Origin of the sequence: Citrobacter sp. Cpo045 (assembly GCF_030332875.1) — a bacterium.
In the GTDB taxonomy this organism is placed as follows: domain Bacteria; phylum Pseudomonadota; class Gammaproteobacteria; order Enterobacterales; family Enterobacteriaceae; genus Citrobacter; species Citrobacter portucalensis.
Genome location: NZ_JAOWGZ010000107.1, coordinates 192107 through 218032, shown reverse-complemented (window position 1 = coordinate 218032; position 25926 = coordinate 192107). Strand labels below are relative to the sequence as shown.

Genomic DNA, 25926 nt, shown 5'->3' with positions numbered 1-25926 from the left:
GATCCCAATGAAGACAACCAGGCTGTTGCCATGGATATTATTTCTCTCAGGCATACTGACTTACAGTATCGGTTTATGGCGCGCATGCCCGTTATTGAGCGGCAAGGGGTATTTTTTGGGGGCGCTGATGACGGGGATGTTCGTAACGTATGCCTATCAGCGCGCAGTAAATCTCAATCAAAACGATGAACGCTTCGCTTCCGTATGTCAGATGGTGGCGCTCATCACGGCAGGGTTGTTGCTGGTGGGGGTGTGGAATGCCCCGTTGGCGCCCTTCGAAATAGGGTTATACCCGGCAGCATTCTTCGTCTGTTTAATGGGGCAATTTTTACTTCAGCGTTCGTGTAATCGGGCGCTGCCTGGAGACACCTAACTCACCAGCCTACGTGTATCAATACGCTGCAACAGAATAGACAACAGTAAACTTCCTGCCAGCGTGGCGCTGAAAATCCACAGCATATCCAGCGGTGGCCAGTTTTTGAGTTCAATTCCGTTGGTACGTAGTGCGTGAATGATCAGCGCATGAAAACCATAAATGCCCAATGAATGGCGAGAAATAAGGCCCAGTAGCGGCAGGGTACGTGTGCTGAGCGTATTTTTGACCAGCGTCAGGAGCGAGACGGCGCAAATAAATACCGCTGGGCCGCAGTAGAGGTACCAGGTGTCGGCAAAATTTCCTCGCCAGCGCAGTTCATGCAATGTGCCACGAGAAATAATAAATACTGCGGTAATAAATACCGCCGCACAGAGCCAGCTGAGCGCACGCTTTTGCGTATCCATCATGCCAATCGCCCGGCCCAGCATGCCGTACAGGATGTAATAGAAAGTATCGCCACTGATGTACAGGTTGACTGGGAGCCACTCAAAGCCGCCGATTTTTTGCGAGACGGTGTTGGGATTGGCAATCACCCCAATCACAACCATGAGCGCCAGTAGCATCTTGCCGCTGATATTTTTCACCTGTATCAGCGGAGAAACCAGGTAGATGACGGCGATCGCGAAGAAAAACCACAGGTGATAGAACACCGGCTTTTGCAGCAGGTTCTTCAGCGACAGCTCCGCGTTGATCGAGGTAAACAGCAGGATATAGGCCAGCGCCACGCTGCTGTAGAACAGAATGCAAAGTGCGATGCGCAGGAAATGGCGCGGTTTGGCGCTACGCTCACCAAAGAACAGATAGCCCGAAATCATAAAGAACAGCGGAACGCTGACGCGAGAGGCTGAATTGAGCACGTTAGCCAGATCCCAATTCAACGGGCTGACGCTTTGCGCATTGGTGATGTACCAGGTTGTGGTGTGGATCATCACGACCATTAAACAGGCTATCCCGCGCAGGTTATCAATCCAGAAAATTTTGGGCTGCATCAGTTCCTCTGTGTCCATTAAAAAAAGTCTGACCGATATTTTGCGAACGTAGCTCACTGGAATAATCCGAGTTCTTACGCTAAAGCTTGAGATGGTCTGATGAGATTCTCAAAATAGGATCTGTTTCCAGACACTAATAATAAGACTGACCAGCAAACCAGGCGGTAATAAAATGATGATGAAGTATTTCTTTCCCGCGATCGCTGCCCTTTTGCTGGTAGCGTGCGCTGACACACAATCGTCTGCACCTGCGCAGAAAGCGCAAAAGGTTAAGGTCAGTGCCACACGTTCGCTGGATATGGAGTCATTGTGCAAAAATGAGGCGGCGCAACGCTACAACACTGGCGCGCAGAAAATTGATATCTCTGGACTGGAACAATTCCAGGGCAGCTATGAGATGCGTGGTTCTACCTTCCGTAAAGAGAGTTTTGTCTGTTCTTTTGATGCAGACGGGCAGTTTTTGCACCTTTCCATGCGCTAAGTTCCCCCTTTTTCCCGTTTCGTACTGTATATCTTGCAGCCAGCGGGTATACTGATCGCTTCCTTTAAATCCACACGTATCCAGCACGAAATAATATGCAAAAGTTTGATACCAGGACCTTCCAGGGCTTGATCCTGACCTTACAGGATTACTGGGCTCGCCAGGGCTGCACCATCGTTCAACCATTGGACATGGAAGTCGGCGCGGGAACATCTCACCCAATGACCTGCCTGCGTGCGCTGGGGCCGGAGCCGATGGCGACTGCTTATGTGCAGCCTTCTCGTCGTCCGACCGATGGCCGCTATGGCGAAAACCCGAACCGCTTACAGCACTACTATCAGTTCCAGGTAGTGATTAAGCCGTCTCCGGACAACATTCAGGAGCTGTACCTGGGTTCTCTGAAAGAACTGGGTATGGACCCGACCATTCACGATATCCGTTTCGTGGAAGATAACTGGGAAAACCCGACGCTGGGTGCCTGGGGTCTGGGTTGGGAAGTGTGGCTGAACGGCATGGAAGTGACGCAGTTCACCTACTTCCAGCAGGTTGGTGGCCTGGAATGTAAACCAGTAACCGGGGAAATTACTTACGGTCTGGAACGTCTGGCCATGTACATTCAGGGCGTAGACAGCGTTTACGACCTGGTCTGGAGCGACGGCCCGCTGGGTAAAACCACTTACGGCGACGTGTTCCATCAGAACGAAGTGGAGCAATCCACCTACAACTTCGAATACGCCGACGTGGACTTCCTGTTCACCTGCTTCGAGCAGTACGAGAAAGAAGCGCAGCAGCTGCTGGCGCTGGAAAATCCGCTGCCGCTGCCTGCGTATGAACGTATTCTGAAAGCCGCCCATAGCTTCAACCTGCTGGATGCGCGTAAAGCCATCTCCGTCACCGAGCGTCAGCGCTATATCCTGCGCATTCGCACCCTGACCAAAGCAGTGGCAGAAGCTTATTACGCTTCCCGTGAAGCCCTTGGCTTCCCGATGTGCAACAAAGACAAATAAGAGGCGGCCATGTCTGAGAAAACTTTTCTGGTGGAAATCGGCACTGAAGAGCTGCCACCAAAAGCACTGCGCAGCCTGGCTGAGTCCTTTGCTGCAAACTTTACCGCGGAGCTGGATAACGCTGGCATCGCGCACGGCAACGTTGAGTGGTTCGCCGCGCCGCGTCGTCTGGCGCTGAAAGTCGCGAATCTGGCGGAATCTCAACCCGATCGCGAAGTTGAAAAACGCGGTCCGGCCATTGCTCAGGCGTTTGACGCTGAAGGCAAACCGAGCAAAGCGGCAGAAGGTTGGGCACGTGGCTGCGGTATCACGGTTGATCAGGCTGAGCGTCTGACTACCGACAAAGGCGAATGGCTGCTGTACCGTGCGCATGTAAAAGGCGAAAGCGCAGAAACGCTGCTGCCAAACATGATCGCCACGTCACTGGCGAAGCTGCCTATCCCGAAACTGATGCGCTGGGGCGCGTCTGATGTCCACTTCGTGCGTCCGGTTCACACCGTGACCCTGCTGTTGGGCGACAAAGTGATTCCGGCAACGATTCTGGGCATTCAGTCCGATCGCGTGATCCGTGGACACCGCTTTATGGGCGAGCCGGAATTCACCATCGATTCTGCCGATCAGTACCCGGAAATCCTGCGTGAACGCGGCAAAGTAATTGCGGATTACGCTGAGCGTAAAGCGAAAATCAAAGCCGATGCTGAAGAAGCGGCGCGTAAGATTGGCGGTAACGCTGACCTGAGCGAAAGCCTGCTGGAAGAAGTCACCTCGCTGGTGGAATGGCCGGTAGTGCTGACCGCGAAATTCGAAGAGAAATTCCTCGCTGTTCCGTCTGAAGCGCTGGTACACACCATGAAAGGTGACCAGAAGTACTTCCCGGTTTACGCGAACGACGGCAAACTGCTGCCGAACTTTATCTTCGTTGCCAACATCGAATCGAAAGATCCGATCCAGATTATCTCCGGTAACGAGAAAGTCGTTCGTCCGCGCCTGGCGGATGCCGAGTTCTTCTTCAATACCGACCGTAAAAAACGTCTGGAAGACCATCTGCCGCGTCTGCAAACCGTGCTGTTCCAACAGCAACTGGGTACGCTGCGCGACAAGACTGACCGTATCCAGGCGCTGGCGGGCTGGATTGCTGGTCAGATTGGCGCTGATGTTAACCACGCAACGCGTGCTGGCCTGCTGTCCAAGTGTGACCTGATGACCAACATGGTCTTCGAGTTCACCGACACCCAGGGTGTGATGGGCATGCACTACGCGCGTCACGATGGCGAAGCAGAAGATGTAGCTGTGGCGCTGAACGAGCAGTATCAGCCGCGTTTTGCCGGTGATGACCTGCCGTCGAACCCGGTAGCTTGTGCCGTGGCGATTGCTGACAAGATGGACACCCTGGCGGGTATCTTCGGTATCGGTCAGCATCCGAAAGGCGACAAAGACCCGTTTGCGCTGCGTCGTGCTGCGCTGGGTGTGCTGCGTATTATCGTTGAGAAGAACCTGAATCTGGATCTGCAAACGCTGACCGAAGAAGCGGTTCGTCTGTATGGTGACAAGCTGACCAACGCCAACGTGGTGGATGACGTTATCGACTTTATGCTCGGTCGCTTCCGCGCCTGGTATCAGGACGAAGGTTATACCGTCGACACTATTCAGGCCGTACTAGCACGTCGTCCGACTCGTCCGGCTGATTTTGACGCACGTATGAAGGCGGTTTCGCACTTCCGTACGCTGGAAGCCGCGTCCGCGCTGGCTGCCGCGAACAAGCGTGTATCGAACATCCTGGCGAAGTCTGAAGAGACGCTGAATGACCGCGTGAATGCGGCAACGCTGAAAGAGCCGGAAGAAATTGCGCTGGCGATGCAGGTGGTTGTGCTGCGCGATAAGCTGGAGCCTGTCTTCGCTGCCGGTCGTTACCAGGAAGCGCTGGTTGAGTTGGCGGAACTGCGTGAACCGGTTGATGCGTTCTTCGAGAAAGTGATGGTCAACGTAGAAGATAAAGATCTGCGTATTAACCGTCTGTCTATGCTCGAAAAACTGCGCGAGCTGTTCCTGCGCGTGGCAGATATTTCTCTGCTGCAGTAACGGCCCTGCGCTGACTTAGAAAATGCCGGATGGCGGCTTCGCCTTATCCGGCCTACGAGAGAAACACCAGTAGGCCGGATAAGCATTACGCCATCCGGCATTTTTTTATGTTGTTAGCGCAACTGCAATTTTGTCAGACATGTCTGGCTGTCTTCCATCGTCTTAATAGGATACTCCGCCGTTTTACCGTTGTAGCTCACTGCAATGGTGCCTTCCATATTGCGCGGTAGCCATACCCCGACAAAGCCATTACGGCCGCTCTTCATCGCTTTTTGTACCACCACATCACCCTTGTTATCCGTCACTTTGACATTGAATGTCTTCTCCGGCATTTCGCCCTGGCAGCCAGAAAGGCTGTGGTTGAAACAAGGATGTGTTTGCCATTCATACGGTGCAAACGACAGATAGAACTTGTCACCGAGCGGCAGGGTATAAACCTGATCGCCCGAAGAGAGCTTCAACGCGGTGCTGGTGATGGACGCGGAGTACGGCAGCGGGCGACTCTGCGGTGACTGATCAATCGTCTCTACGATTTGTTCGACGGATTTCCCGCTAAGCCCGTGTTCGGCCAGAAAAGTAGCTTCCGGCGTTGCCGCGAACGCAGTACCTGTAGTGAGCAAACCTAAAATCAGCAGCAGTGAGGATTTCGACATAGCTTCAATTCCTTGTGAAAATTGTGGAATATAGACTGGCTCACTATAAAGCTTGCCCTTAGGGAAAGGTCAAAGGGGCGACGGGTAAAGTAATGCAAAGAAGCGTTTAGGTGGGATGTACTGCGAAGTACAGATAAAAAAAATCCCCGCCGTTTGGCAGGGATTCAGAATTTTGAGCTTTTTAAGCTTACAGGCTGGTTACGTTGCCAGCTGCCGGGCCTTTAGCGCCGCTTTCGATGGTGAAGGAAACTTTCTGACCTTCGTCCAGAGATTTGTAGCCATCGTTCTGGATAGCAGAGAAGTGTACGAACACGTCTTTAGAGCCATCGTCAGGAGTGATGAAGCCGAAACCTTTGTCAGCGTTGAACCATTTTACGATACCAGTCATTTTACCGGACATAGTGTATTACCTTTTAAAAAATAAGTGTGCCTTTCGGCGATATGGCGTGCTTTACAGATTTTTTAACAGTAAAGGAAATGCTCACTACGAAGGGTATCAACGATAACTCTTGAAGGGACTTGCCTTACTAACTGCTGTAATGGTCTGTACGTCAAACCGTTGAGGGCATTAACTCATTTTACGCATGTGGATGCAACTACTATTTTCTTTTTTGTGGATAACCTTCGTAAGAGAACGGCCCTGAAACAGGACCGTTCTTAAGCAAAATTGAAAAATAGTTCAATCCATCAGTTGCTTACTTAACCTAGGGTCTGCCTGAATCAGGCGCATTAACTTCAATTCGGTAGTGGAAGGCTTTACGCGTTTAGACTCCCATTCATGAACCATCGCGACCGTCACGCCCATCACTCGGGCAAAATCATCTGTTTTTAAACCTGTCCCTCGTCGTAGCTGTTCAAATTCGGTGAAAGGGTTGGTTTTTTGCGGCAGAGTGACCGTCTGCGATACATCTTTAAAAACAATCTGCTCCAGACTGCTTAGCAGTTCAAACATAGGATCTTTGTATTCCATTGAGAACTCCTACAAATCACACAGCGGGATCGTGAATTTCTTCGAAGCTCATTAAGAGTAGTCGGAAAAAATGAAGCCGGATTTAAGGGTTGTGTGATGGATTCGTTTCAGCGGATCGCAGGTGACAATCTTTTGCTGGCTAACGCACTGATAAAGGTCGGGATCTCCGAACGATCGATTCCGATTGTAAAGATGACTAAAATATGACGCCGAGTGGTGAATGCAGCATTGTTTAGCAAAACGAACGGTGGCGGGAACGGTTATTTTCCCCCACAAGATTACGCGGAAAGGGTATCTTGCGGGGCTGACCTGGACTATCCTTGTCAACGTCAGGCACGCGGGTGTCGTTGTGCGCATTTTTGGGTGAAAGGAGTATTAAAATGGCGACAGGTAAGTCCTGCTCTCGCTGGTTTGCGCCTGTTTTGGCGCTCTTAATGGTAGTTGGCCTGAGTGGGTGTTTTGATAAAGAAGGCGATCAACGCAAAGCGTTTATCGATTTTCTGCAGAATACTGCAATGCGTAGCGGAGAGCGTTTACCAACGCTGACCGCCGATCAGAAAAAACAGTTTGGCCCGTTTGTGTCCGATTACGCGATTCTGTATGGCTATTCGCAACAGGTTAATCAGGCGATGGACTCCGGTCTGCGTCCGGTGGTTGATAGCGTAAATGCGATTCGTGTTCCTCAGGATTATGTGACTCAGCGTGAACCGCTGCGTCAGGCAAATGGTGCGCTAGGTGTATTAGGGCAACAGTTGCAGAATGCGAAGCTACAGGCAGATGCTGCGCATGGCGCGCTGAAGCAGGGCGAAGATCTGAAGCCGGTCTTTGATCAGGTGTACAACAAAGTTGTTACTGCACCAGCAGAGGCCTTACAGCCGCTGATCCCTGCCGCGCAAATTTTCACGCAGCAGCTGGTGCAGGTTGGTGATTTTGTGGCGCAGCAGGATACGCAGGTGAGCTTTGTCGCCAACGGTATCCAGTTCCCAACGTCACAGCAGGCAAGTCAGTACAATACGCTGATTGGCCCGTTGGCTGCTCAGCATCAGGCATTTAATCAGGCCTGGACAGCTGCGGTGAATGCCGCTCAGTAATTAAGATACGGTAATACATGAAAGGCCGGGTGAGCGTAAGCGCTACCCGGCCTTTTGTTTATGATGCGACCTGCGGGTTTACGCAGTTCTTCTCAACGCGTCCTTGCAGCGCATCGATTAAGTTATCCACAGCACAGGCCGCCATGTTGTAGCGCGTTTCGTGCGTGGCTGAACCAATGTGCGGTACGGCCACCACGTTGGGCAGTGACAGCAGCGGTGAGTCTACCGATAATGGCTCTTGCTCAAATACATCCAGGCCAGCGGCATGAATTTCGCCTTTTTGCAGGGCGGCAATCAACGCTTTTTCATCGACCACCGGGCCACGTCCGGCGTTAATGAAAATGGCGGAAGACTTCATTTTGGCAAACTGCTCGGTGCTGAACAGATGATGCGTTTCGTCGGTTAACGGCAGGATCAGGCAGACAAAATCAGACTCCTGCAACAGCGTATCGAGGTCGCAGTAACGTGCATTGAAGCGCTTTTCTGCTTCCTGATGATGACGGCGCGCATTATAGAGTATCGGCATGCTAAAGCCGAAATGCGCACGTTGTGCCAGCGCCAGCCCAATGCGGCCCATACCGACAATCCCCAGCGTTTTGTGGTGTACATCGGTACCAAACCAGTCCGGTCCGATACTTTTGGTCCATTCGCCGACCTTTACCCGTTCGGCAACTTCCACTACGCGTCGAGCGGTGCTTAACACCAGCGCCATTACCGTATCGGCGACGGTTTCCGTCAGCACGGTTGGCGTGTGCATCAACAGCACCTTACGCGCGTTGAGGGCATCGACGTCGAAGTTGTCATAGCCTACGGAAATCGTGGATGTCGCACGCAGCCTGGGCATTTTCTCCAGCAGAGCGGTATTGACGGCTTCACTGGAGCCCAGCAGACCTTCTGCATTGGCAAAAGCGTCGGCGTGCTGTGCGACCGTTTCCGGGCGCAGGTTAGGCACCTGAGTCACAGTAAAATGTTCTTCCAGGCGATGCAGTAAATCGTCAGGTAACGCTTTATAGAGAATAATGGACGGCTTCATGCGAATCTCCGTAAGTTAAAATTTAAGCGTGGCGTGCGCCAATAGGTAGCTGTTGATTATTAGCAGGCTTAACAATGAGAGTTAGCCACACTGAGACAAAAAGCGCTACCCCCATAAAAATGTACGAGGCAGACGGGCTGCCGGTAGCGCCATTGAGGTAGCCGACAAACCATGAACCAAAGAATGAACCTAGTGCGCCCATGCTGTTGATCAGCGCCATTGCCCCACCGGCGACGTTGCGCGGCAGCATTTCCGGGATGATGGCGAAGAAGGGACCATAGGGGGCATACATTGCCGCGCCTGCAATAACCAACAGCGTGTAAGAAATCCAGAAGTGGTCTGCGCCTACGGCCCAGGAGCCGATAAACGCGAACGCCGCGATCAGTAACAGTGGCCAGACAAACAGCTTACGGTTTTGCAGCTTATCGGACGCCCAGGAGACGAGGATCATCGCCGCCGTTGCCGCCAGATACGGTACGGATGACAGCCAACCAACTTCCACCATCCCCAGATTTGCGCCGCCGTTGCGGATAATCGACGGCAGCCACAGGACAAAACCATAGACGCCAATACTCCAGGCGAAATACTGCATACACAGCAGGATGACGTTACGTGAGCGGAAAGCCTCGCTATAGTTACGTACGGCTTTGATGCCTTGCTGCTCTTTTTCCAGTTGTGCCTGAAGCGCGGCTTTTTCAGATTCTGACAGCCAACCGACCTGAGACGGTTTGTCTTTTACCAGCACCCACCAGCAGAACGCCCAGATGATGGCCGGGAAGCCCTCGATGATGAACATTTCTCGCCAGCCCAGCGCCTGAATCAGGTAACCGGAAACCACGGACATCCACAGAACGGTGACCGGATTACCGAGGATCAGGAAAGTGTTTGCGCGAGAGCGTTCAGATTTCGTAAACCAGTTGCTGATGTAAATCAGCATTGCCGGCATCACGGCGGCTTCAACGACGCCAAGAATAAAGCGGATGGCGGCAAGCATTGGAATATTGCTGACCATGCCGGTTAACGACGCGCATGCGCCCCAGAGGATCAGACAGACAAAAATCAGTTTTCGTACGCTGCGGCGTTCAGCGTAAATTGCGCCCGGGATCTGAAAGAAGAAATAGCCGAGGAAAAACAGTGCGCCCAGCAGGGAAGAGATCCCCTTGGTAATGCCGAGGTCCTCGTTGATACCGGCGGCGGAGGCGAAGCTGAAGTTCGCGCGGTCAAGGTACGCCAGGCTATACGTGATAAACACGATTGGCATGATGTACCACCAGCGTTTTGCTGCATTAGTTGAGCTATTCATAGACTGCCCTCTGGTTATGCTGATACGCCGCCTCTGTATGTAGGGTACAGAGTTGGCCGGGAGTTTATTCCCCTAATTGTTCACGTGTGGGTAATCCTTCGCTGTCGCCCTGAACCTGAATGGCCAGTGCGCCAATTTTATTGCCGCGGGTCACCGCCTGATGCAACGAGCGGCCTTCCAGCAGGGCGCTGATAACGCCCACGGCAAAACCATCGCCTGCGCCGACCGTATCGACCACGTTGTCGACTTTTACCGGTGCCACGCAGCCTTGTTCGCCGCTGGCGGTTTTGTACCAGGCGCCATCAGCCCCGGTTTTCACGATCACGGCCTTCACGCCATGGCGCAGATAAAAGTCGGCGATGGCTTCAGGCGTTTGCTGACCGGTTAAAATCATGCCCTCTTTTAACCCTGGTAAAACCCAGTCTGCCTGGAATGCCAGCCGGTTCAGTTTTTCCACCATTTCGGCTTCGCTTTTCCACAGCACCGGGCGCAAATTCGGGTCGAACGAGATGGTCTTCCCCTGGGCCTTCATGGTGCGGGCGGTATGCGCCAGTAGTTCATAAGAGCTGGCAGAAAGCGCTGCTGCTACGCCGCTCAGGTGCAGGTGGCGCGCGCTGGCGAAATAGTCCTCGTGATAATCTTCAATGCTGAGGTGGCTGGCAGCGGAACCTTTACGGAAATATTCCACAATGGGATCGGTTCCATTTTCGACTTTAGATTTAAGCTGAAAGCCAGTAGCGTAACGCCCGTCCTGGGTGACTCCCTGCGCATCAATCCCTTCTTTTTCCAGCGACTTAACGATAAAACGGCCAAAGCTGTCGTTGCCAACGCGGCTCACCCAACCGACCTTCAGGCCCAGACGGGCAAGACCAGTCGCTACGTTAAGCTCAGCGCCTGCAACGCGCTTGATAAACTGCTCCACATCCGCCAGTTCGCCGGTTTGCGTGGCGACAAACATCGCCATCGCTTCACCAATAGTGACCACATCCAGTGAATTTTTCATGCGTTACTCCTCGCGTAACAGCTCGACGTAGCGGCGGGTAACCGCCACCAAATCCTGCCCTTCCAGGGGGAACTCAATGCCGCGTGGGACATCGTTGGGCAGCGTTTTTAGCAGCGCCAGCCAGCGCGGATCGGCTTCATCAGGCGGTACGGCGCGGTAGCTGTCGCGATGGGCAACGGCGGCTTTAACATGGATATACCCAACGGTTGACGCCAGGTTTTGTGCTGCTTCTTCCGGGGAGTCGCCCACCCACAGCCAGTTGCCCATATCGAAGGTCAGAGATATCGGCAGGTTTTGCGCCTGACAGGCTTCGTTAAAGCCCTGCATCGGCTGCAGGCGTCCGCAGTCGGTCTGATCGTTCTCGACAACCAGCTCCATTCCGCTGTTGTCCAGCCATTGGCGTAGAACGTCGAACTGTTTTGTATGGGAAAAATGGCCGAGGGAGACTTTTAACCACAGCGCCTGCAAGGCCTGCGCTTCCTCAAGTAGTTCTGGAAGACGGGGGTTGAGGTTACCGTCCTCAAGGAACAACGGTTCAGGCGCTGAGTAACAGGCCAGCAGGCCGAAGATTTCGATCGCAGAAGCCATCGTAGGGAGCGTTTTCAGCTCGGCGTCGGTTAATAGCTCGCGGCGGATTTCGACGCCGTCAGCACCGGCTTCAGCGATGATGGGCAGCATTGCCGTTTGCCCGCCTGCGGCCCGTACCTGGTCATGCCCGTAAGCGGCGGTGACCACCATAATTTTTCTTTTCATGGAAACTCCAGACTAGCATTCTTGTTATAACGCTAGATGGAACCGGTTCCAAAGAAAAGCCTATGATGTCGAATTTATGATCACCATCACGAAGGTAATTTAACGGGCGGTAGAGCCGCGCACGATCAGCTCGCCGGAGAAGACCTGTTCCTGAATGGCAGCGGATCCGCCATCAATCCGGCGCACAACCTGCTCAACGGCGGTGTAACCAATCTGCCAGGTGGGTTGTTTCAACGTGGTAATACCGACGCCCGCCAGCTCAGCCCATTCCAGTTCGTCAAAGCCGAGTAAGCCAATGTCGCTCCCCCAGTTGAGGCCAATGCGTTTCAGGGCGCGGGCTACTTGTAGCGTGAGGGCACCGTTGGCAGAGATAACGGCTTTGCGCATTCCACGATGCTGCTGGTGAAACTGGCGCAGGGTGTCGTCCAGTTGCGTATTGTCCGTGAGCGGGACTTCGGCATTTTGCGCGATAACGCCGGGGTATTGCGCGAGCGTGGCGCGAAAAGCGCTCAGGCGTTCGCGGCGGGTATTCACCATGCCGAGTGGTTCGCTGAGGAACAGGATGGCTTCAAAACCTTGTTCGACCAAATGCTCGGTGGCAACCGTTGCCGCCTGGGTGTTATCCAGCCCGACCATATCACAGGCGAAATCGGGAATTTTACGGTCAATCAGCACCATCGGCAGCGCAGACTGTTGCAGGCGGTTCAGCCCCTCTTCGCGCATCCCGACGGCGTTGACCACTATCCCTTCGACCTGGTAGCTGCGCAGCAGGTCGAGATAATGCAGTTCCTGATCCACTTCGTTGTTGGTGTTACACACCAGCGGGGTAAAACCTTTATCGCGACAGGCGGCTTCAATACCACTTAACACGTTGACTGAGTAGGGATTAGTAATATCGGCGATGATCAGGCCAATCAGGCGGGTACGACCATGTTTCAGGCCTCTTGCCATCAGGCTGGGACGGTAGTCGAGATCGGCAATGGCTTGTTCAATGCGGGCCAGCAGCGCGTCGGAAAGCAGGTGCTTTTCACCGTTGAGATAACGTGAAATGCTGGTCTTGCCGGTTTTTGCAGCTTTCGCCACATCGCTGATGGTTGCCCGTGTTGATTTGCTCATCGCTGATTTCCCTGAATTTGGTGACAACACCTTAACGCGAAAATCAACGATGGCAAGTGCTTCATGCCGGATGGACGCGGTCTGCTTCCATCCGGCACAAAACGTTACTGGATCGGGCTTAAGGTAATTTCTACGCGTCGGTTTTGCGCTTTACCTTCCGCTGTGCTGTTGCTGGCGATCGGATTTGCCGGGCCCATACCCTGAGTGCGGATGCGGTTAGCTGCGACCCCTTGAGTGATCAAGGCGCTGGCTACGGAGTCTGCGCGCTGCTGTGACAGACGCATATTCAGATCCTGGCTGCCGGTGCTGTCGGTGAAGCCCAGCACATTGACGGCGGTTTTATTGTACTCTTTCAGTACCATCGCCACGCCGGTCAGGGTGTTAGCACCCGCAGGCTTCAGGTTGGCGCTGCTGCTGTCGAAGGTGACGTTGTTTGGCATGTTCAGAATGATGTTATCGCCACTGCGTGTCACGCTGACGCCCGTTCCCTGCATTTTTTCGCGCAGTTTTGCTTCCTGTACATCCATGTAATAGCCGATACCACCGCCAACGGCCGCGCCAGCCGCTGCGCCAATCAGTGCGCCTTTGCCGCGATCTTTCTTCGAAGAAGAGAGTGCGCCAATGCCCGCGCCGACCAGAGAGCCAATACCTGCGCCAATGCCGGATTTACCCGCTTCGCGTTCGCCGGTGTAAGGGTTTGTTGTGCAGCCAGAAACCGCCAGGGCGCCGCTCACGATGGCAGCAATAACAAATACACGTTTCTTCATCTTAATTCCTTAATGACTTTTTCTTCTTTGCCACAGCGACCGTGGCGGTTGATTATGACGTGTGAACATGAAGAAAATTCCAGGGAAGACTCTGAAATTTGTAAGTAACATTGAACGGCATAATAAATAAGCCGTCACATCGCATTCAGGAGCGCCATCTTGGCTAATTCACCCGCACATTACTCGGTGTTAACCGCCGCCCACTGGGGACCAATCCTCATCGACACTGATGGGGAGACAGTTTTCTCCTCGCGTGGCGCGCTGCCCACCACTCATCCCAACTCTTTGCAAACCGTGGTGCGCGACCAGGTTCACAGTAAAACGCGGGTACGTTTTCCGATGGTGCGTAAAGGGTTTCTCGCCTCGCCGGAGAACCCACAGGGCATACGTGGGCAGGATGAGTTTGTTCGCGTCAGTTGGGACGACGCGCTGAATCTTATCCATACGCAGCATAAACGCATCCGTGACAGCTACGGCCCGGCCTCAATTTTTGCCGGTTCGTACGGCTGGCGTTCCAACGGCGTGTTACACAAAGCGGCGACCCTGTTACAGCGTTATATGGCGTTGGCGGGCGGTTATACCGGGCATCTGGGGGATTACTCGACGGGGGCTGCGCAGGCGATCATGCCGTACGTGGTGGGCGGGAACGAAGTTTACCAGCAGCAAACCAGCTGGCCGGTGGTGCTGGAGAACAGCGAGGTGGTGGTATTGTGGAGCGCCAATCCGCTGAATACCCTGAAGATTGCCTGGAACGCGTCCGATGAGCAGGGCCTCGCGTACTTTGAGGCATTGCGCGACAGCGGTAAACGGTTGATCTGTATCGATCCGATGCGATCGGAAAGCGTCGATTTCTTTGGCGATAAGATGGAATGGATTGCCCCGCATATGGGGACCGACGTAGCGCTGATGCTGGGCATCGCGCATACGCTGGTGGAAAACGGCTGGCATGACGAGGATTTTCTCGCCCGGTGTACCACCGGATATGACCGTTTTGCCGACTATCTGCTGGGTAAATCTGATGATGTTGCAAAAACGGCAGAATGGGCGGCAGAGATTTGTGGCATTCCGACGGCGAAGATACGCGAACTTGCGGCGATATTTCACCAAAATACCACCATGCTGATGGCCGGATGGGGCATGCAGCGCCAACAGTATGGCGAGCAGAAACACTGGATGATTGTCACCCTGGCCGCCATGCTCGGACAAATCGGGACGCCAGGCGGCGGTTTTGGGCTGTCGTACCATTTTGCCAATGGCGGCAACCCAACGCGCCGGGCTGCGGTGCTGGCTTCAATGCAGGGCAGCGTTAAAGGCGGCACCGACGCGGTAGATAAAATCCCGGTGGCGCGAATTGTCGAAGCGCTGGAAAACCCCGGCGGTTTTTACCAGCACAACGGCATGGACCGCCATTTCCCGGACATCCGTATGCTGTGGTGGGCGGGCGGGGCTAACTTCACCCATCATCAGGACACTAACCGTTTAATTCGCGCCTGGCAAAAACCGGAGCTGGTGATCATCTCGGAGTGTTTCTGGACCGCCGCAGCAAAGCATGCCGATATCGTGCTGCCAGCAACCACCTCCTTTGAGCGTAATGATTTGACTATGACCGGCGATTACAGCAACCAGCACCTGGTGCCGATGAAGCAGGTCGTACCGCCGCAGGACGAAGCGCGAAATGATTTTGATGTCTTTGCCGAGCTGAGTGAGCGCTGGGAAAAGGGCGGATATGAACGGTTCACCGAAGGTAAAAGCGAACTGGCGTGGTTGGAGACTTTTTACAATATTGCCGGGCAACGTGGGGCCAGTCAGCAGGTGACATTGCCGCCTTTCGCCGAGTTTTGGCAGCGCAACGCCCTGATCGAAATGCCGGAAAACGCCGCCAGCGCACAGTTTATCCGTTTTGCGGATTTTCGCTGCGACCCGCAGGCGCATCCGCTGAAAACGGACAGCGGCAAAATTGAAATCTACTCCGCGAGGATTGCCGGTTACGGCTACGCGGACTGCGGGGGACACCCGATGTGGCTGGAGCCGGATGAGTGGTTCGGTAACGCCGAACCGGACCAGCTACAGCTGCTTTCCGCCCATCCGGCGCACCGTTTGCATAGTCAGCTTAACTACAGTGCGCTACGTGAGCAGTACGCGGTAGCGGATCGTGAGCCGATAACGATTCATCCGCAGGACGCCCACGCGCGCGGCATTGCGGATGGCGATACGGTCAGGGTGTGGAACCAGCGCGGGCAAGTTCTGGCGGGCGCGGTGGTGACGGCGGGTATTAAACCCGGCGTCATCTGTATTCATGAAGGCGCCTGGCCTGATTTGGATCTCGCAGCGAACGGTATTTGTAAAAATGGCGCCGTCAACGTGCTGACCAAAGATCTCCCCAGCTCGAAGCTGGGGAATGGCTGCGCGGGCAATACTGCGCTGGCGTGGCTTGAAAAATATAGCGGACCAACGTTGGCGCTTACGGCGTTTGATCCGCCTGCCAGCCCATAATCCACGTGGGGTGGTGAGTCTCTTCCTGCCATGCGCCGTCTTCAATGCGAAAACCCAGCGCATGGTAGAAGTTCACCGCTGATTGATTCTTCTGGTAGACCTCAAGGCTGAGTATCGAAAAGCGCTGCTGGACATGCTGCACCAGCGCTTTGCCGATCCCGCTTCTGATGGCGGCAGGTGCGACAAACAGCGCGCCGAGAAAGCGGTCGTCAATCACGCTGGCAAAGCCTTTGAGCTCGCCTTCTTCTTCCCAAACCCAGGTTTGCGCGGCGGGCAGATAAACATCCCGCACCACGGATTCACTTTCGCGCCAGTAGCGCTCTTCGATAAATGGATGGGCATGGATTGTGCTTTCCATCCACAGCGCCAGAATTGACGGCAGATCGTCAGCCTTGGATTCACGAATCATGTTGTTCTCCCGGATAACAGATGCAGCTGGTGACATGGTCGTTGACCAGGCCGCACGCCTGCATAAAGGAGTAACAAATGGTGGTGCCGACAAACTTAAATCCGCGTTTTTTTAACGCTTTAGACAGCGCGTCTGACGCAGGCGTGGAGGTGGGAATATCGCTCAGGTTGGCGGCGCGAGTCACTTGCGGTTGGTTATCAACAAATGACCAGACGAATTCGCTAAACGACTCTCCGTTTTGCGCCATCGTCAGAAAAGCGCGAGCGTTGCCGATAATGGCCTGAATTTTTCCGCGATGGCGAATAATGCCGGCATCCAGTACCAGCCTTTCCACATCCTCTTCGGTCATGGCCGCCACTTTTTCCGGGTCAAAATGGTGGAAAGCGTGGCGATAATTTTCCCGTTTCTTTAGCACGGTAATCCACGATAACCCGGCCTGCTGACCTTCCAGGCAGATCATTTCGAACAGTTTATTACTATCGGTTTCGGGGACGCCCCATTCCTTGTCGTGGTAGGCAATGTAAAGTGGATCCTGACTGACCCATCCGCAACGCTGCATATTCTTCCTCGCTGTTTTTACTGGCGTAAAAATTTCATTCGGCCCGCCTTGACGCGCCAGCTAAAAAGACAATATTTAATACAGGGCCAGATGGGCCCATATCCTTCATACAATGACAATAATATTGCCGAATTCGGCTCTTTTCTGGAGTCGCGTTGATGATTATAAGAAACAGTAGTGGTCATCAGAGGTTAACTCTGGTGAGCGTTGTAGTTTGTGCGCTGTCCATCAATACAGCATATGGCTGGCAACAAGAATATATCGTTGATGCGATGTCAGGGCATACGGCTGAACGTTATACATGGGACAGCGATCACCAACCACGTTATAACGACATTCTGGAAGAACGTATTCGTTCCACTCAGAACGTGGCGGGTCCCGTGGTGAATCTGGCGGATGAGACGCCTATGGATGCGACCAGCGGCATGAGTATGGGCTGGAACTTCCCGCTTTCAAGGCAGGTGACAACTGGTCCGGTTGCCGCACTGCATTATGACGGTTCAACCACATCTACTTACAACGAATTTGGCGATAGCGCGACGTCGGTAACGCAGAACGATCCGCTGTGGCATGCCAGCGTGAGCTCGTTGGGCTGGCGAGTCAATTCGCAGTTCGGTGATGTGCGACCGTGGGCGCAAATCAGCTATAACCAGCAGTTTGGCGAGAATATCTGGAAGGCGCAGTCGGGTCTCAGCCGCATGTCAGCAGCGGGTCAGGATGGTAACTGGGTGGATGTCACCGTCGGTGCGGATATGCTGTTGAACCCGCACATGGCGGCTTACGCAGCGCTTTCGCAGGCGGAAAACAGTACCAACAACAGCGACTATATGTACACCATGGGAGTGAGCGCCAAATTTTAACGTAAGTAATCAGCATACAAACATCTTGATTACATGTTGAGATCAACAATCACACGCACTCCAGCGATAGCGTGTACTAACTCATGCGATAAAATTCAGTAACCCGACTTTTTGTCTCGTCATTCATTCCGCATTCCAGGCATTTCATTCCGTCCTGGCGGCATTTCATGCCGTTTTCTCCTGCTCATAAAAGCGCTTCGGTATGGTTGTTGGCAGAGAATTTCCCATTTTGTTTATGCAGGAAGACTGCCATGAAAACTTCTGATTATCAGCGTACACGCTGGCTGACACTGATCGGCACCATCATTACCCAATTTGCTTTAGGTTCTGTTTATACCTGGAGCCTGTTTAACGGTGCGCTCTCTTCTAAGCTTGATGCACCGGTGAGTCAGGTTGCCTTTTCCTTTGGCCTGCTGAGCCTCGGGCTAGCAATTTCTTCTTCTGTCGCCGGGAAACTGCAGGAACGTTTTGGCGTGAAACGCGTCACCATGGCCTCCGGTATTTTACTGGGTGTCGGCTTCTTCTTAACCGCCCACTCTGACAGCCTGATTATGCTGTGGCTGAGCGCCGGTGTATTGGTCGGTCTGGCGGATGGCGCAGGCTACCTGTTAACACTTTCCAACTGTGTAAAATGGTTCCCTGAGCGTAAAGGGCTGATTTCCGCCTTTGCCATCGGTTCTTACGGTCTTGGCAGCCTCGGTTTTAAATTCATCGACAGCCAACTGTTGAGCACTGTGGGTCTGGAAAAAACCTTCATGATTTGGGGCGCGATTGTGCTGGTGATGATCGTCTTTGGCTCCACGCTGATGAAAGACGCGCCGAATCAGGAAGTGAAAACGAAAAATGGCGTGGTTGAGAATGACTACACCCTGGCGCAGTCCATGCGTAAACCGCAGTACTGGATGCTGGCAGTGATGTTCCTGACGGCGTGTATGAGTGGGCTGTATGTGATTGGCGTGGCGAAAGATATTGCACAAAGCCTGGCGCATATGGATGTGGCAACGGCGGCAAATGCGGTTACCGTCATTTCTATCGCTAACCTGTCAGGTCGTCTGGTTCTGGGGATTCTGTCCGACAAAATCTCTCGTATTCGCGTTATCACCATTGGGCAGGTCGTTTCGCTGGTCGGTATGGCGGCACTGCTGTTCGCCCCGCTGAATGATGCGACCTTCTTCGCGGCGATTGCCTGTGTAGCATTTAACTTTGGCGGTACCATCACCGTGTTCCCGTCACTGGTGAGCGAGTTCTTCGGTTTGAATAACCTGGCTAAAAACTACGGCGTCATTTACTTAGGTTTCGGTATCGGCAGCATTTGTGGTTCCATTATCGCCTCGCTGTTCGGCGGTTTCTATGTGACCTTCTGCGTTATCTTTGCGCTGTTAATTATCTCGCTGGCACTCTCCACCACCATCCGCCAGCCACAGCGTAGCGTATATACCGAGGCGCACGCCTAAACCTATTAGTAGTCTGATTAATACCTGGCGCATATATTTACAAAAATATATGCGTCATTTGCATTCTCCATAAGCACTTTTTCCCCCTCCTGTGGTCTACTTACCCGCGCCCGTAGACATTTCACTTCTGCTGTTGTCGCATTTTCCCCTGCCTGGTCTGTTTGACTACTGCTCAGGGTGTTTTAATCCCGATTCCCAGGGTTTGTTTGCATGAGATATATTAAGTCGATGACGCAGCAGAAACTCAGTTTCCTGCTGGCAATCTATATCGGTTTGTTTATGAACTGTGCTGTATTTTTCCGGCGCTTTAGCGGATATGCACACGAGTTTACCGTCTGGAAAGGACTCTCTGCGGTTGTTGAATTAGCCGGCACTGTGCTGGTGACTTTCTTTTTACTACGACTTCTCTCTTTATTTGGTCGGCGCGCCTGGCGTGTCCTGACAACCTTAGTGGTGCTGTGTTCTGCCGGTGCCAGCTATTACATGACCTTCCTGAATGTGGTAATTGGTTACGGTATTATTGCCTCCGTAATGACCACGGATATTGATTTATCGAAAGAAGTTGTTGGCTGGCATTTTGTCGTGTGGCTGGTTTCGGTCAGCATTTTACCGTTGGTTCTGATTTGGAGTAATCGCTGCCGCTATACCCTGATGAAACAGATCCGTACGCCTGGCATGAGATGGCGCAGCGTGGCGGTAGTTTTACTGGCTGGTCTGATGGTATGGGTCCCGATTCGCCTGCTGAGTATGCAACAGAGAAGCGTTGAGCGAGCAACGGGGATCGATTTGCCCAGCTATGGCGGGGTAGTGGCGAATTCCTATCTGCCGTCAAACTGGCTCTCAGCGCTGGGTCTGTACGCCTGGGCACAGGTGGATGAATCCTCAGACAACAAATCGTTGATGAACCCGGCGAAGAAGTTTACCTATGTTGCCCCCAAAAACCTCGACGACACCTATGTGGTCTTTATTATCGGCGAAACGACCCGCTGGGATCATATGGGGATTTTTGGCTATGAGCGTAATACCACACCAAGGCTCGCCCAGGAGAAAAATCTGGCCGCCTTCCGTGGATATTCCTGTGATACGGCAACAAAACTTTCGCTGCGTTGCATGTTCGTACGTGAGGGTGGGGCAGAAGAAAACCCGCAGCGTACTCTGAAAGAACAAAACGTCTTCTCCGTGCTCGGCCAGTTAGGGTTCAAGACCGATCTTTACGCGATGCAAAGCGAGATGTGGTTCTACAGTAACACCATGGCGGAGAACATCGCCTATCGTGAGCAGATTGGCGCAGAGCCACGTAACCGTGGCAAGAACGTTGACGATATGCTGTTGATCGCCGAGATGCAGCAGTCCTTGCAGCAGAATGATAAGAGTGGAAAACGTCTGATTATTCTGCATACAAAAGGCTCGCATTTTAACTACACTCAGCGCTACACCCGCGAATATGCGCAGTGGAAGCCGGAGTGTGTCAATGTTGATAGCGGTTGCTCGAAAGCTGAGATGATCAACTCATTCGATAACTCGGTAACCTATGTTGATCACTTTATTACCAAAGTATTTGATCAACTACGCGATAAGAAAGCGATCGTGTTCTACGCCGCCGATCACGGTGAGTCGATTAACGAGCGCGAGCATCTGCACGGTACGCCGCGTAAAATGGCGCCACCTGAGCAGTTCCGCGTTCCTATGATGGTATGGATGTCTGACAAGTATCTGGAAGACCCCGACCATGCGAAGGCGTTTGCACACCTTAAGCAAGAAGCTGATATGAAGGTGCCGCGTCGTCATGTGGAACTGTACGACACCATTTTGGGTTGCCTCGGTTATACCTCGCCAAATGGCGGTATTAACGAGAATAATAACTGGTGCCGTATCCCGGACGCGAATAAGGCTACAGCCCAGTAACTGAGCTGCTGACTTTCTCGCCGATCAAATGGCATTTTGATACTAAGGGATTGACGGGCGCGCAGCTGAGCAGTAAGATGCGCCCCGCATTCGGTGATTGGCGCAGCCTGGTAGCGCACTTCGTTCGGGACGAAGGGGTCGGAGGTTCGAATCCTCTATCACCGACCAAATTAGAAAAGCCCGCTCTCTGAGCGGGCTTTTTGCATTTGTGGCTTTTGTAGGCCTGATAAGCGAAGCGCCATCAGGCAAAACATCACGCTATAACAGATATTGCCGGATGCGGCGCAAGCGCCTTATCCGGCCTACAGGCGAAGCGCTGGCAGGGCGTATTTTGTGTTTTTCCGACCCCACGTTTGACCTTCATTTTATCTGCAAAAATTGTGCACCACTTCCCACTGACTGTTAACGATTCTGTGACATATTCCATTGCCTTTTTTTATATTTGCTTGAAACTTTTTTTGCGCTACTTATGGCTGAAGCTGGCATTTTCCGCTGTGCGCTTTAACGTTCATGGTATTAATCGCTCAGATATGCAGCATTAATTTAGAAAGTTTGAATAAATTGCATAAATGTTAATCACCAAATGTTGCGAAATATGAAGATGTTTATTCTGGCATAGTACGCGTAGCACAAATTTCCCTGCTGAAAATGTCCTTCCGCACTTTTTTTAATCTTTGTTTGTGAATTCTCACCGTTGGCGTAAATCACGGTGACCTGTATTGACGTTTTCACATTCTGTTGACAGATTGTAGGGTATGAGGGGCATTTCATGGAGAATCCGCACTGCAACTCAGTCGCTTATGTGAACGGAATCCCCATCCTCTTAACGCCGACCCGGCCGGGTAAAAAACAAAAAAGGCCAGGCGGTGCAAACCCACTGCAAAGGGTAAAACAACAAACATCACATTGGAGCAGAAGAATGAGTATTTCCTTGAAGAAGTCAGGGATGCTGAAGCTTGGTCTGAGCCTGGTGGCTATGACCGTCGCAGCAAGCGTACAGGCTAAAACTCTGGTTTATTGTTCAGAAGGATCTCCTGAAGGCTTTAACCCGCAGCTTTTCACCTCTGGCACCACCTATGATGCCAGCTCCGTACCGATCTATAACCGCCTGGTCGAGTTCAAAACCGGTACGACTGAAGTGATCCCGGGCCTTGCTGAGAAGTGGGAAATCAGCGAAGACGGCAAAACCTACACCTTCCACCTGCGTCAGGGCGTGAAGTGGCAGGACAACAAAGAATTTAAACCGACGCGCGATTTTAACGCCGATGACGTGGTGTTCTCTTTCGATCGTCAGAAAAATGCCCAGAACCCGTACCATAAAGTCTCTGGCGGCAGCTATGAATACTTCGAAGGGATGGGTCTGCCGGATCTGATCTCCGAAGTGAAAAAAGTGGACGATAAAACCGTTCAGTTCGTGCTGACTCGCCCGGAAGCGCCGTTCCTGGCTGACCTGGCGATGGACTTCGCTTCTATTCTTTCCAAAGAATATGCTGACAACATGCTGAAAGCCGGTTCTCCGGAGAAAGTGGATCTGAACCCAATTGGTACCGGTCCGTTCCAGCTGCAGCAGTACCAGAAAGACTCCCGTATTCTGTATAAAGCATTCGAAGGTTACTGGGGCACCAAGCCGCAGATCGACCGTCTGGTCTTCTCCATTACGCCTGACGCTTCCGTGCGTTACGCCAAACTGCAGAAGAACGAGTGCCAGGTGATGCCGTACCCGAACCCGGCAGACATCGCGCGCATGAAGCAGGATAAAAACATCAACCTGATGGAGCAGGCGGGTCTGAACGTTGGCTACCTCTCTTTCAACACCGAGAAGAAACCGTTTGATGACGTGAAAGTCCGTCAGGCGCTGACCTACGCGGTAAACAAAGAAGCGATCATCAAAGCGGTTTATCAGGGCGCTGGCGTTGCCGCGAAAAACCTGATCCCGCCGACCATGTGGGGCTATAACGACGACGTTAAAGACTACACCTACGATCCTGAGAAGGCCAAAGCGCTGCTGAAGGAAGCGGGTCAGGACAAAGGCTTTACCGTTGAGCTGTGGGCTATGCCGGTACAGCGTCCATATAACCCGAACGCACGTCGTATGGCAGAAATGGTTCAGGCTGACTGGGCGAAAATTGGCGTTCAGGCCAAGATTGTGACCTACGAGTGGGGCGAGTATCTGAAACGCGCCAAAGCGGGTGAACATCAGGCGGTGATGATGGGCTGGACCGGTGACAACGGGGATCCGGACAACTTCTTCGCGACCTTGTTCAGCTGTGCGGCAGCGAAAGACGGTTCCAACTACTCTCGCTGGTGCTACAAGCCGTTTGAAGACCTGATCCAGCCGGCGCGTGCGACCGACGATCACAACAAACGTATTGAACTGTACAAGCAAGCTCAGGTTGTTATGCACGACCAGGCTCCGGCTCTGATTGTTGCTCACTCCACCGTGTACGAACCAGTACGTAAAGAAGTGAAAGGCTATGTGGTTGATCCATTAGGCAAACACCACTTCGAAAACGTCTCTGTCGAATAATTAAAAGCAATTAAGGAAGCGCTGCGTCCCGGTATTGTGTAGGCCGGATAAGCGCAGCGCCCTCCGGCGTAATGCTTTACCCGCGATGCAGTTTGCGTGGGATAAGATTTGTGAGCAATACAGACTCACGGTTCCAGGCCGTGCGTCATTAGAGAGAATCCGGGTTATGTTGCAGTTCATTCTCCGACGTTTGGGACTCGTCATCCCCACGTTTATCGGTATCACTCTTCTCACCTTTGCCTTCGTCCATATGATCCCCGGCGATCCGGTTATGATCATGGCGGGTGAACGTGGGATCTCCCCTGAGCGTCATGCTCAACTGTTGGCTGAACTCGGTCTGGATAAGCCGATGTGGCAGCAGTACCTCCACTATATCTGGGGGGTTATGCATGGTGATCTAGGTATCTCACTGAAAAGCCGCTTACCGGTGTGGGAAGAGTTCGTACCTCGCTTCAAAGCAACGCTGGAACTCGGCGTCTGCGCGATGATTTTCGCCGTCGCAGTGGGTATCCCAGTGGGTGTACTTGCTGCCGTTAAGCGCGGCTCCATTTTCGATCACACGGCAGTTGGCCTGGCGCTGACCGGTTATTCCATGCCGATTTTCTGGTGGGGCATGATGCTGATCATGCTGGTTTCCGTGCAGTGGAACCTGACGCCAGTTTCTGGGCGGGTGAGCGACATGGTGTTCCTTGATGATTCCAATCCGCTAACCGGCTTTATGCTTATCGACACCGCCATCTGGGGTGAAGAGGGCAACTTTATTGATGCGTTGGCGCATATGATCCTGCCTGCGATGGTGCTGGGTACCATTCCTCTGGCGGTCATTGTGCGTATGACCCGTTCATCGATGCTGGAAGTGCTGGGTGAAGATTACATCCGTACCGCGCGCGCCAAAGGCCTGACCCGTATGCGCGTCATCATTATTCACGCTCTGCGTAACGCGATGCTGCCCGTGGTGACCGTTATCGGCCTGCAGGTTGGTACGCTGCTGGCCGGGGCGATTCTGACCGAGACCATCTTCTCGTGGCCGGGGCTGGGGCGCTGGCTGATCGATGCGCTGCAACGCCGCGATTATCCGGTGGTGCAGGGCGGGGTGCTGCTGGTCGCGACGATGATTATCCTCGTCAACCTGCTGGTAGACCTGCTGTACGGCGTGGTGAACCCGCGTATTCGGCATAAGAAGTAAGGGGCCATCATGTCACAGGTTACTGAAAATAAAGTTATTGCTGCACCGGTGCCGATGACTCCGCTGCAGGAGTTCTGGCACTATTTTAAACGCAACAAAGGTGCGGTTGTTGGGCTGGTGTACGTTGTGGTGATGATCCTGATTGCGGTCTTTGCCAACGTCCTCGCACCCTACAACCCGGCAGACCAGTTCCGCGATACGCTGCTGGCTCCTCCCGCGTGGCAGGAAGGCGGTACCATGGCGCATCTGTTTGGTACTGATGATGTAGGCCGCGACGTGCTGTCCCGCCTGATGTACGGTGCGCGTCTGTCGCTGTTGGTCGGCTGTCTGGTGGTAGTACTCTCCCTGCTGATGGGCGTGGTTCTTGGGCTGATCGCCGGTTACTTTGGCGGGATTGTCGATAACGTCATCATGCGTGTGGTCGATATCATGCTGGCATTGCCGAGCCTGTTGCTGGCACTGGTGCTGGTGGCTGTATTTGGCCCCTCGATTGGCAACGCCGCGCTGGCGCTGACGTTCGTGGCATTGCCGCACTATGTCCGTTTGACGCGCGCCGCCGTGCTGGTGGAGGTTAACCGCGACTACGTCACTGCATCTCGCGTGGCGGGAGCCGGCGCGATGCGCCAGATGTTCGTCAACATTCTTCCTAACTGTCTTGCGCCGCTGATTGTTCAGGCGTCGCTTGGCTTCTCTAACGCCATTCTCGATATGGCTGCCCTCGGCTTCCTGGGGATGGGCGCACAGCCGCCTACGCCGGAATGGGGCACCATGCTCTCTGACGTTCTGCAGTTTGCCCAAAGCGCCTGGTGGGTTGTGACCTTCCCGGGGCTGGCGATCCTGTTGACGGTGCTGGCATTTAACCTGATGGGTGACGGTCTGCGTGACGCGCTCGATCCCAAACTGAAGCAGTAA

The 25926-nt window shown here is 53.3% G+C and carries 24 protein-coding genes and 1 tRNA gene; 13 read left to right on the top strand and 12 right to left on the bottom strand.

Features of this window, described 5'->3' with window-relative positions:
* Positions 1 to 7 precede the first annotated feature (7 nt).
* A complete protein-coding gene (gene yiaB, locus OGY13_RS22865) occupies positions 8 to 373 on the top strand; it encodes an inner membrane protein YiaB (protein WP_079934333.1) in 366 nt (121 codons plus the stop codon).
* Here the strand turns inward: yiaB and OGY13_RS22860 are convergent.
* Positions 370 to 1365 carry an acyltransferase gene (locus OGY13_RS22860; protein WP_213752469.1) on the bottom strand — a complete coding sequence of 332 codons (996 nt, stop codon included), beginning with the start codon at positions 1363 to 1365 and terminating at the stop codon, positions 370 to 372. The genes yiaB and OGY13_RS22860 overlap by 4 nt on opposite strands.
* Before the next feature lie 172 nt (positions 1366 to 1537).
* Between OGY13_RS22860 and OGY13_RS22855 the strand changes: the two genes are divergently transcribed.
* The 3 genes from OGY13_RS22855 to glyS all read left to right on the top strand — a co-directional run bounded on the left by OGY13_RS22855 (position 1538) and on the right by glyS (position 4932).
* The gene (locus tag OGY13_RS22855; RefSeq protein ID WP_020996059.1) at positions 1538 to 1846 is read left to right on the top strand and encodes a YsaB family lipoprotein; all 309 of its coding nucleotides are present in this window, start codon (positions 1538 to 1540) and stop codon (positions 1844 to 1846) included.
* 95 nt (positions 1847 to 1941) lie between these two features.
* The gene (glyQ, locus tag OGY13_RS22850) at positions 1942 to 2853 is read left to right on the top strand and encodes a glycine--tRNA ligase subunit alpha (protein WP_001168551.1); all 912 of its coding nucleotides are present in this window, start codon (positions 1942 to 1944) and stop codon (positions 2851 to 2853) included.
* Between the two features lie 9 nt (positions 2854 to 2862).
* Entirely contained in the window at positions 2863 to 4932 is a 2070-nt protein-coding gene (gene glyS / locus OGY13_RS22845) for a glycine--tRNA ligase subunit beta (RefSeq protein WP_008786433.1), read from the top strand.
* A 113-nt stretch (positions 4933 to 5045) separates the two neighbouring features.
* Here the strand turns inward: glyS and cueP are convergent, their stop codons facing one another.
* The 3 genes from cueP to OGY13_RS22830 all read right to left on the bottom strand — a co-directional run bounded on the left by cueP (position 5046) and on the right by OGY13_RS22830 (position 6555).
* Positions 5046 to 5585, bottom strand: coding sequence for a copper-binding periplasmic metallochaperone CueP (gene cueP, locus OGY13_RS22840; RefSeq protein WP_032945331.1), 540 nt, complete (start codon positions 5583 to 5585; stop codon positions 5046 to 5048).
* Positions 5586 to 5772: 187 nt separating this feature from the next.
* Positions 5773 to 5985, bottom strand: a complete 213-nt coding sequence (cspE, locus tag OGY13_RS22835; RefSeq protein WP_000014594.1) for a transcription antiterminator/RNA stability regulator CspE — start codon at positions 5983 to 5985, stop codon at positions 5773 to 5775.
* A gap of 279 nt (positions 5986 to 6264) precedes the next feature.
* Complete coding sequence (locus tag OGY13_RS22830) at positions 6265 to 6555, bottom strand: HTH-type transcriptional regulator (RefSeq protein WP_003827383.1); 291 nt, start codon at positions 6553 to 6555, stop codon at positions 6265 to 6267.
* Between the two features lie 380 nt (positions 6556 to 6935).
* On the opposite strand from OGY13_RS22830, the gene OGY13_RS22825 reads away from it, so the two are divergent.
* A complete protein-coding gene (locus tag OGY13_RS22825) occupies positions 6936 to 7646 on the top strand; it encodes a DUF3053 domain-containing protein (protein WP_003827386.1) in 711 nt (236 codons plus the stop codon).
* 58 nt (positions 7647 to 7704) lie between these two features.
* Here the strand turns inward: OGY13_RS22825 and ghrB are convergent, their stop codons facing one another.
* The 6 genes from ghrB to OGY13_RS22795 all read right to left on the bottom strand — a co-directional run bounded on the left by ghrB (position 7705) and on the right by OGY13_RS22795 (position 13621).
* Positions 7705 to 8679: a glyoxylate/hydroxypyruvate reductase GhrB gene (ghrB, locus tag OGY13_RS22820; RefSeq protein ID WP_213752470.1), complete on the bottom strand. Its 975-nt coding sequence runs from the start codon at positions 8677 to 8679 to the stop codon at positions 7705 to 7707.
* Positions 8680 to 8701: 22 nt separating this feature from the next.
* The gene (locus tag OGY13_RS22815; RefSeq protein WP_003827389.1) at positions 8702 to 9982 is read right to left on the bottom strand and encodes an MFS transporter; all 1281 of its coding nucleotides are present in this window, start codon (positions 9980 to 9982) and stop codon (positions 8702 to 8704) included.
* A gap of 64 nt (positions 9983 to 10046) precedes the next feature.
* Positions 10047 to 10985 carry a sugar kinase gene (locus tag OGY13_RS22810; RefSeq protein WP_153752047.1) on the bottom strand — a complete coding sequence of 313 codons (939 nt, stop codon included), beginning with the start codon at positions 10983 to 10985 and terminating at the stop codon, positions 10047 to 10049.
* Positions 10986 to 10988: 3 nt separating this feature from the next.
* Positions 10989 to 11738 (bottom strand): sugar phosphate isomerase/epimerase family protein, encoded by a 750-nt coding sequence (locus OGY13_RS22805; RefSeq protein ID WP_213752471.1) that lies wholly within the window; start codon positions 11736 to 11738, stop codon positions 10989 to 10991.
* 99 nt (positions 11739 to 11837) lie between these two features.
* Positions 11838 to 12854, bottom strand: coding sequence for a LacI family DNA-binding transcriptional regulator (locus OGY13_RS22800; RefSeq protein WP_005133828.1), 1017 nt, complete (start codon positions 12852 to 12854; stop codon positions 11838 to 11840).
* A gap of 104 nt (positions 12855 to 12958) precedes the next feature.
* A complete protein-coding gene (locus tag OGY13_RS22795) occupies positions 12959 to 13621 on the bottom strand; it encodes an OmpA family lipoprotein (RefSeq protein WP_003827397.1) in 663 nt (220 codons plus the stop codon).
* A 159-nt stretch (positions 13622 to 13780) separates the two neighbouring features.
* Here OGY13_RS22795 and OGY13_RS22790 point away from each other — a divergent pair, with 159 nt between their 5' ends.
* Positions 13781 to 16114, top strand: a complete 2334-nt coding sequence (locus OGY13_RS22790) for a molybdopterin guanine dinucleotide-containing S/N-oxide reductase (protein WP_213752472.1) — start codon at positions 13781 to 13783, stop codon at positions 16112 to 16114.
* Here the strand turns inward: OGY13_RS22790 and OGY13_RS22785 are convergent.
* Both OGY13_RS22785 and tag read right to left on the bottom strand, forming a co-directional pair.
* A complete protein-coding gene (locus tag OGY13_RS22785; protein WP_008786424.1) occupies positions 16083 to 16523 on the bottom strand; it encodes an N-acetyltransferase in 441 nt (146 codons plus the stop codon). The genes OGY13_RS22790 and OGY13_RS22785 overlap by 32 nt on opposite strands.
* A complete protein-coding gene (gene tag / locus OGY13_RS22780) occupies positions 16513 to 17082 on the bottom strand; it encodes a DNA-3-methyladenine glycosylase I (RefSeq protein ID WP_008786423.1) in 570 nt (189 codons plus the stop codon). The genes OGY13_RS22785 and tag overlap by 11 nt, the downstream gene beginning before the upstream one ends.
* Positions 17083 to 17240: 158 nt before the next feature.
* On the opposite strand from tag, the gene OGY13_RS22775 reads away from it, so the two are divergent.
* The 7 genes from OGY13_RS22775 to dppC all read left to right on the top strand — a co-directional run bounded on the left by OGY13_RS22775 (position 17241) and on the right by dppC (position 25926).
* Positions 17241 to 17942: an autotransporter outer membrane beta-barrel domain-containing protein gene (locus tag OGY13_RS22775; RefSeq protein WP_020996061.1), complete on the top strand. Its 702-nt coding sequence runs from the start codon at positions 17241 to 17243 to the stop codon at positions 17940 to 17942.
* A gap of 251 nt (positions 17943 to 18193) precedes the next feature.
* The gene (locus OGY13_RS22770; protein WP_020996062.1) at positions 18194 to 19396 is read left to right on the top strand and encodes an L-lactate MFS transporter; all 1203 of its coding nucleotides are present in this window, start codon (positions 18194 to 18196) and stop codon (positions 19394 to 19396) included.
* Positions 19397 to 19606: 210 nt separating this feature from the next.
* Positions 19607 to 21301, top strand: a complete 1695-nt coding sequence (eptB, locus tag OGY13_RS22765; protein WP_153687809.1) for a kdo(2)-lipid A phosphoethanolamine 7''-transferase — start codon at positions 19607 to 19609, stop codon at positions 21299 to 21301.
* A gap of 91 nt (positions 21302 to 21392) precedes the next feature.
* Positions 21393 to 21469, top strand: a tRNA-Pro gene (locus tag OGY13_RS22760).
* A gap of 751 nt (positions 21470 to 22220) precedes the next feature.
* Entirely contained in the window at positions 22221 to 23828 is a 1608-nt protein-coding gene (dppA, locus tag OGY13_RS22755; protein WP_003827414.1) for a dipeptide ABC transporter periplasmic-binding protein DppA, read from the top strand.
* Positions 23829 to 23994: 166 nt separating this feature from the next.
* Positions 23995 to 25014 carry a dipeptide ABC transporter permease DppB gene (gene dppB / locus OGY13_RS22750; RefSeq protein WP_003827415.1) on the top strand — a complete coding sequence of 340 codons (1020 nt, stop codon included), beginning with the start codon at positions 23995 to 23997 and terminating at the stop codon, positions 25012 to 25014.
* Between the two features lie 9 nt (positions 25015 to 25023).
* Positions 25024 to 25926, top strand: coding sequence for a dipeptide ABC transporter permease DppC (gene dppC, locus OGY13_RS22745; protein ID WP_003024315.1), 903 nt, complete (start codon positions 25024 to 25026; stop codon positions 25924 to 25926).

Bases quoted from the DNA above. Each gene is read 5' to 3' on its own strand.
- yiaB (WP_079934333.1), top strand. From the start codon at position 8: ATGAAGACAACCAGGCTGTTGCCATGGATATTATTTCTCTCAGGCATA.
- OGY13_RS22860 (WP_213752469.1), bottom strand. From the start codon at position 1,365: ATGCAGCCCAAAATTTTCTGGATTGATAACCTGCGCGGGATAGCCTGT.
- OGY13_RS22855 (WP_020996059.1), top strand. From the start codon at position 1,538: ATGATGATGAAGTATTTCTTTCCCGCGATCGCTGCCCTTTTGCTGGTA.
- glyQ (WP_001168551.1), top strand. From the start codon at position 1,942: ATGCAAAAGTTTGATACCAGGACCTTCCAGGGCTTGATCCTGACCTTA.
- glyS (WP_008786433.1), top strand. From the start codon at position 2,863: ATGTCTGAGAAAACTTTTCTGGTGGAAATCGGCACTGAAGAGCTGCCA.
- cueP (WP_032945331.1), bottom strand. From the start codon at position 5,585: ATGTCGAAATCCTCACTGCTGCTGATTTTAGGTTTGCTCACTACAGGT.
- cspE (WP_000014594.1), bottom strand. From the start codon at position 5,985: ATGTCCGGTAAAATGACTGGTATCGTAAAATGGTTCAACGCTGACAAA.
- OGY13_RS22830 (WP_003827383.1), bottom strand. From the start codon at position 6,555: ATGGAATACAAAGATCCTATGTTTGAACTGCTAAGCAGTCTGGAGCAG.
- OGY13_RS22825 (WP_003827386.1), top strand. From the start codon at position 6,936: ATGGCGACAGGTAAGTCCTGCTCTCGCTGGTTTGCGCCTGTTTTGGCG.
- ghrB (WP_213752470.1), bottom strand. From the start codon at position 8,679: ATGAAGCCGTCCATTATTCTCTATAAAGCGTTACCTGACGATTTACTG.
- OGY13_RS22815 (WP_003827389.1), bottom strand. From the start codon at position 9,982: ATGAATAGCTCAACTAATGCAGCAAAACGCTGGTGGTACATCATGCCA.
- OGY13_RS22810 (WP_153752047.1), bottom strand. From the start codon at position 10,985: ATGAAAAATTCACTGGATGTGGTCACTATTGGTGAAGCGATGGCGATG.
- OGY13_RS22805 (WP_213752471.1), bottom strand. From the start codon at position 11,738: ATGAAAAGAAAAATTATGGTGGTCACCGCCGCTTACGGGCATGACCAG.
- OGY13_RS22800 (WP_005133828.1), bottom strand. From the start codon at position 12,854: ATGAGCAAATCAACACGGGCAACCATCAGCGATGTGGCGAAAGCTGCA.
- OGY13_RS22795 (WP_003827397.1), bottom strand. From the start codon at position 13,621: ATGAAGAAACGTGTATTTGTTATTGCTGCCATCGTGAGCGGCGCCCTG.
- OGY13_RS22785 (WP_008786424.1), bottom strand. From the start codon at position 16,523: ATGATTCGTGAATCCAAGGCTGACGATCTGCCGTCAATTCTGGCGCTG.
- tag (WP_008786423.1), bottom strand. From the start codon at position 17,082: ATGCAGCGTTGCGGATGGGTCAGTCAGGATCCACTTTACATTGCCTAC.
- OGY13_RS22775 (WP_020996061.1), top strand. From the start codon at position 17,241: ATGATTATAAGAAACAGTAGTGGTCATCAGAGGTTAACTCTGGTGAGC.
- OGY13_RS22770 (WP_020996062.1), top strand. From the start codon at position 18,194: ATGAAAACTTCTGATTATCAGCGTACACGCTGGCTGACACTGATCGGC.
- eptB (WP_153687809.1), top strand. From the start codon at position 19,607: ATGAGATATATTAAGTCGATGACGCAGCAGAAACTCAGTTTCCTGCTG.
- dppA (WP_003827414.1), top strand. From the start codon at position 22,221: ATGAGTATTTCCTTGAAGAAGTCAGGGATGCTGAAGCTTGGTCTGAGC.
- dppB (WP_003827415.1), top strand. From the start codon at position 23,995: ATGTTGCAGTTCATTCTCCGACGTTTGGGACTCGTCATCCCCACGTTT.
- dppC (WP_003024315.1), top strand. From the start codon at position 25,024: ATGTCACAGGTTACTGAAAATAAAGTTATTGCTGCACCGGTGCCGATG.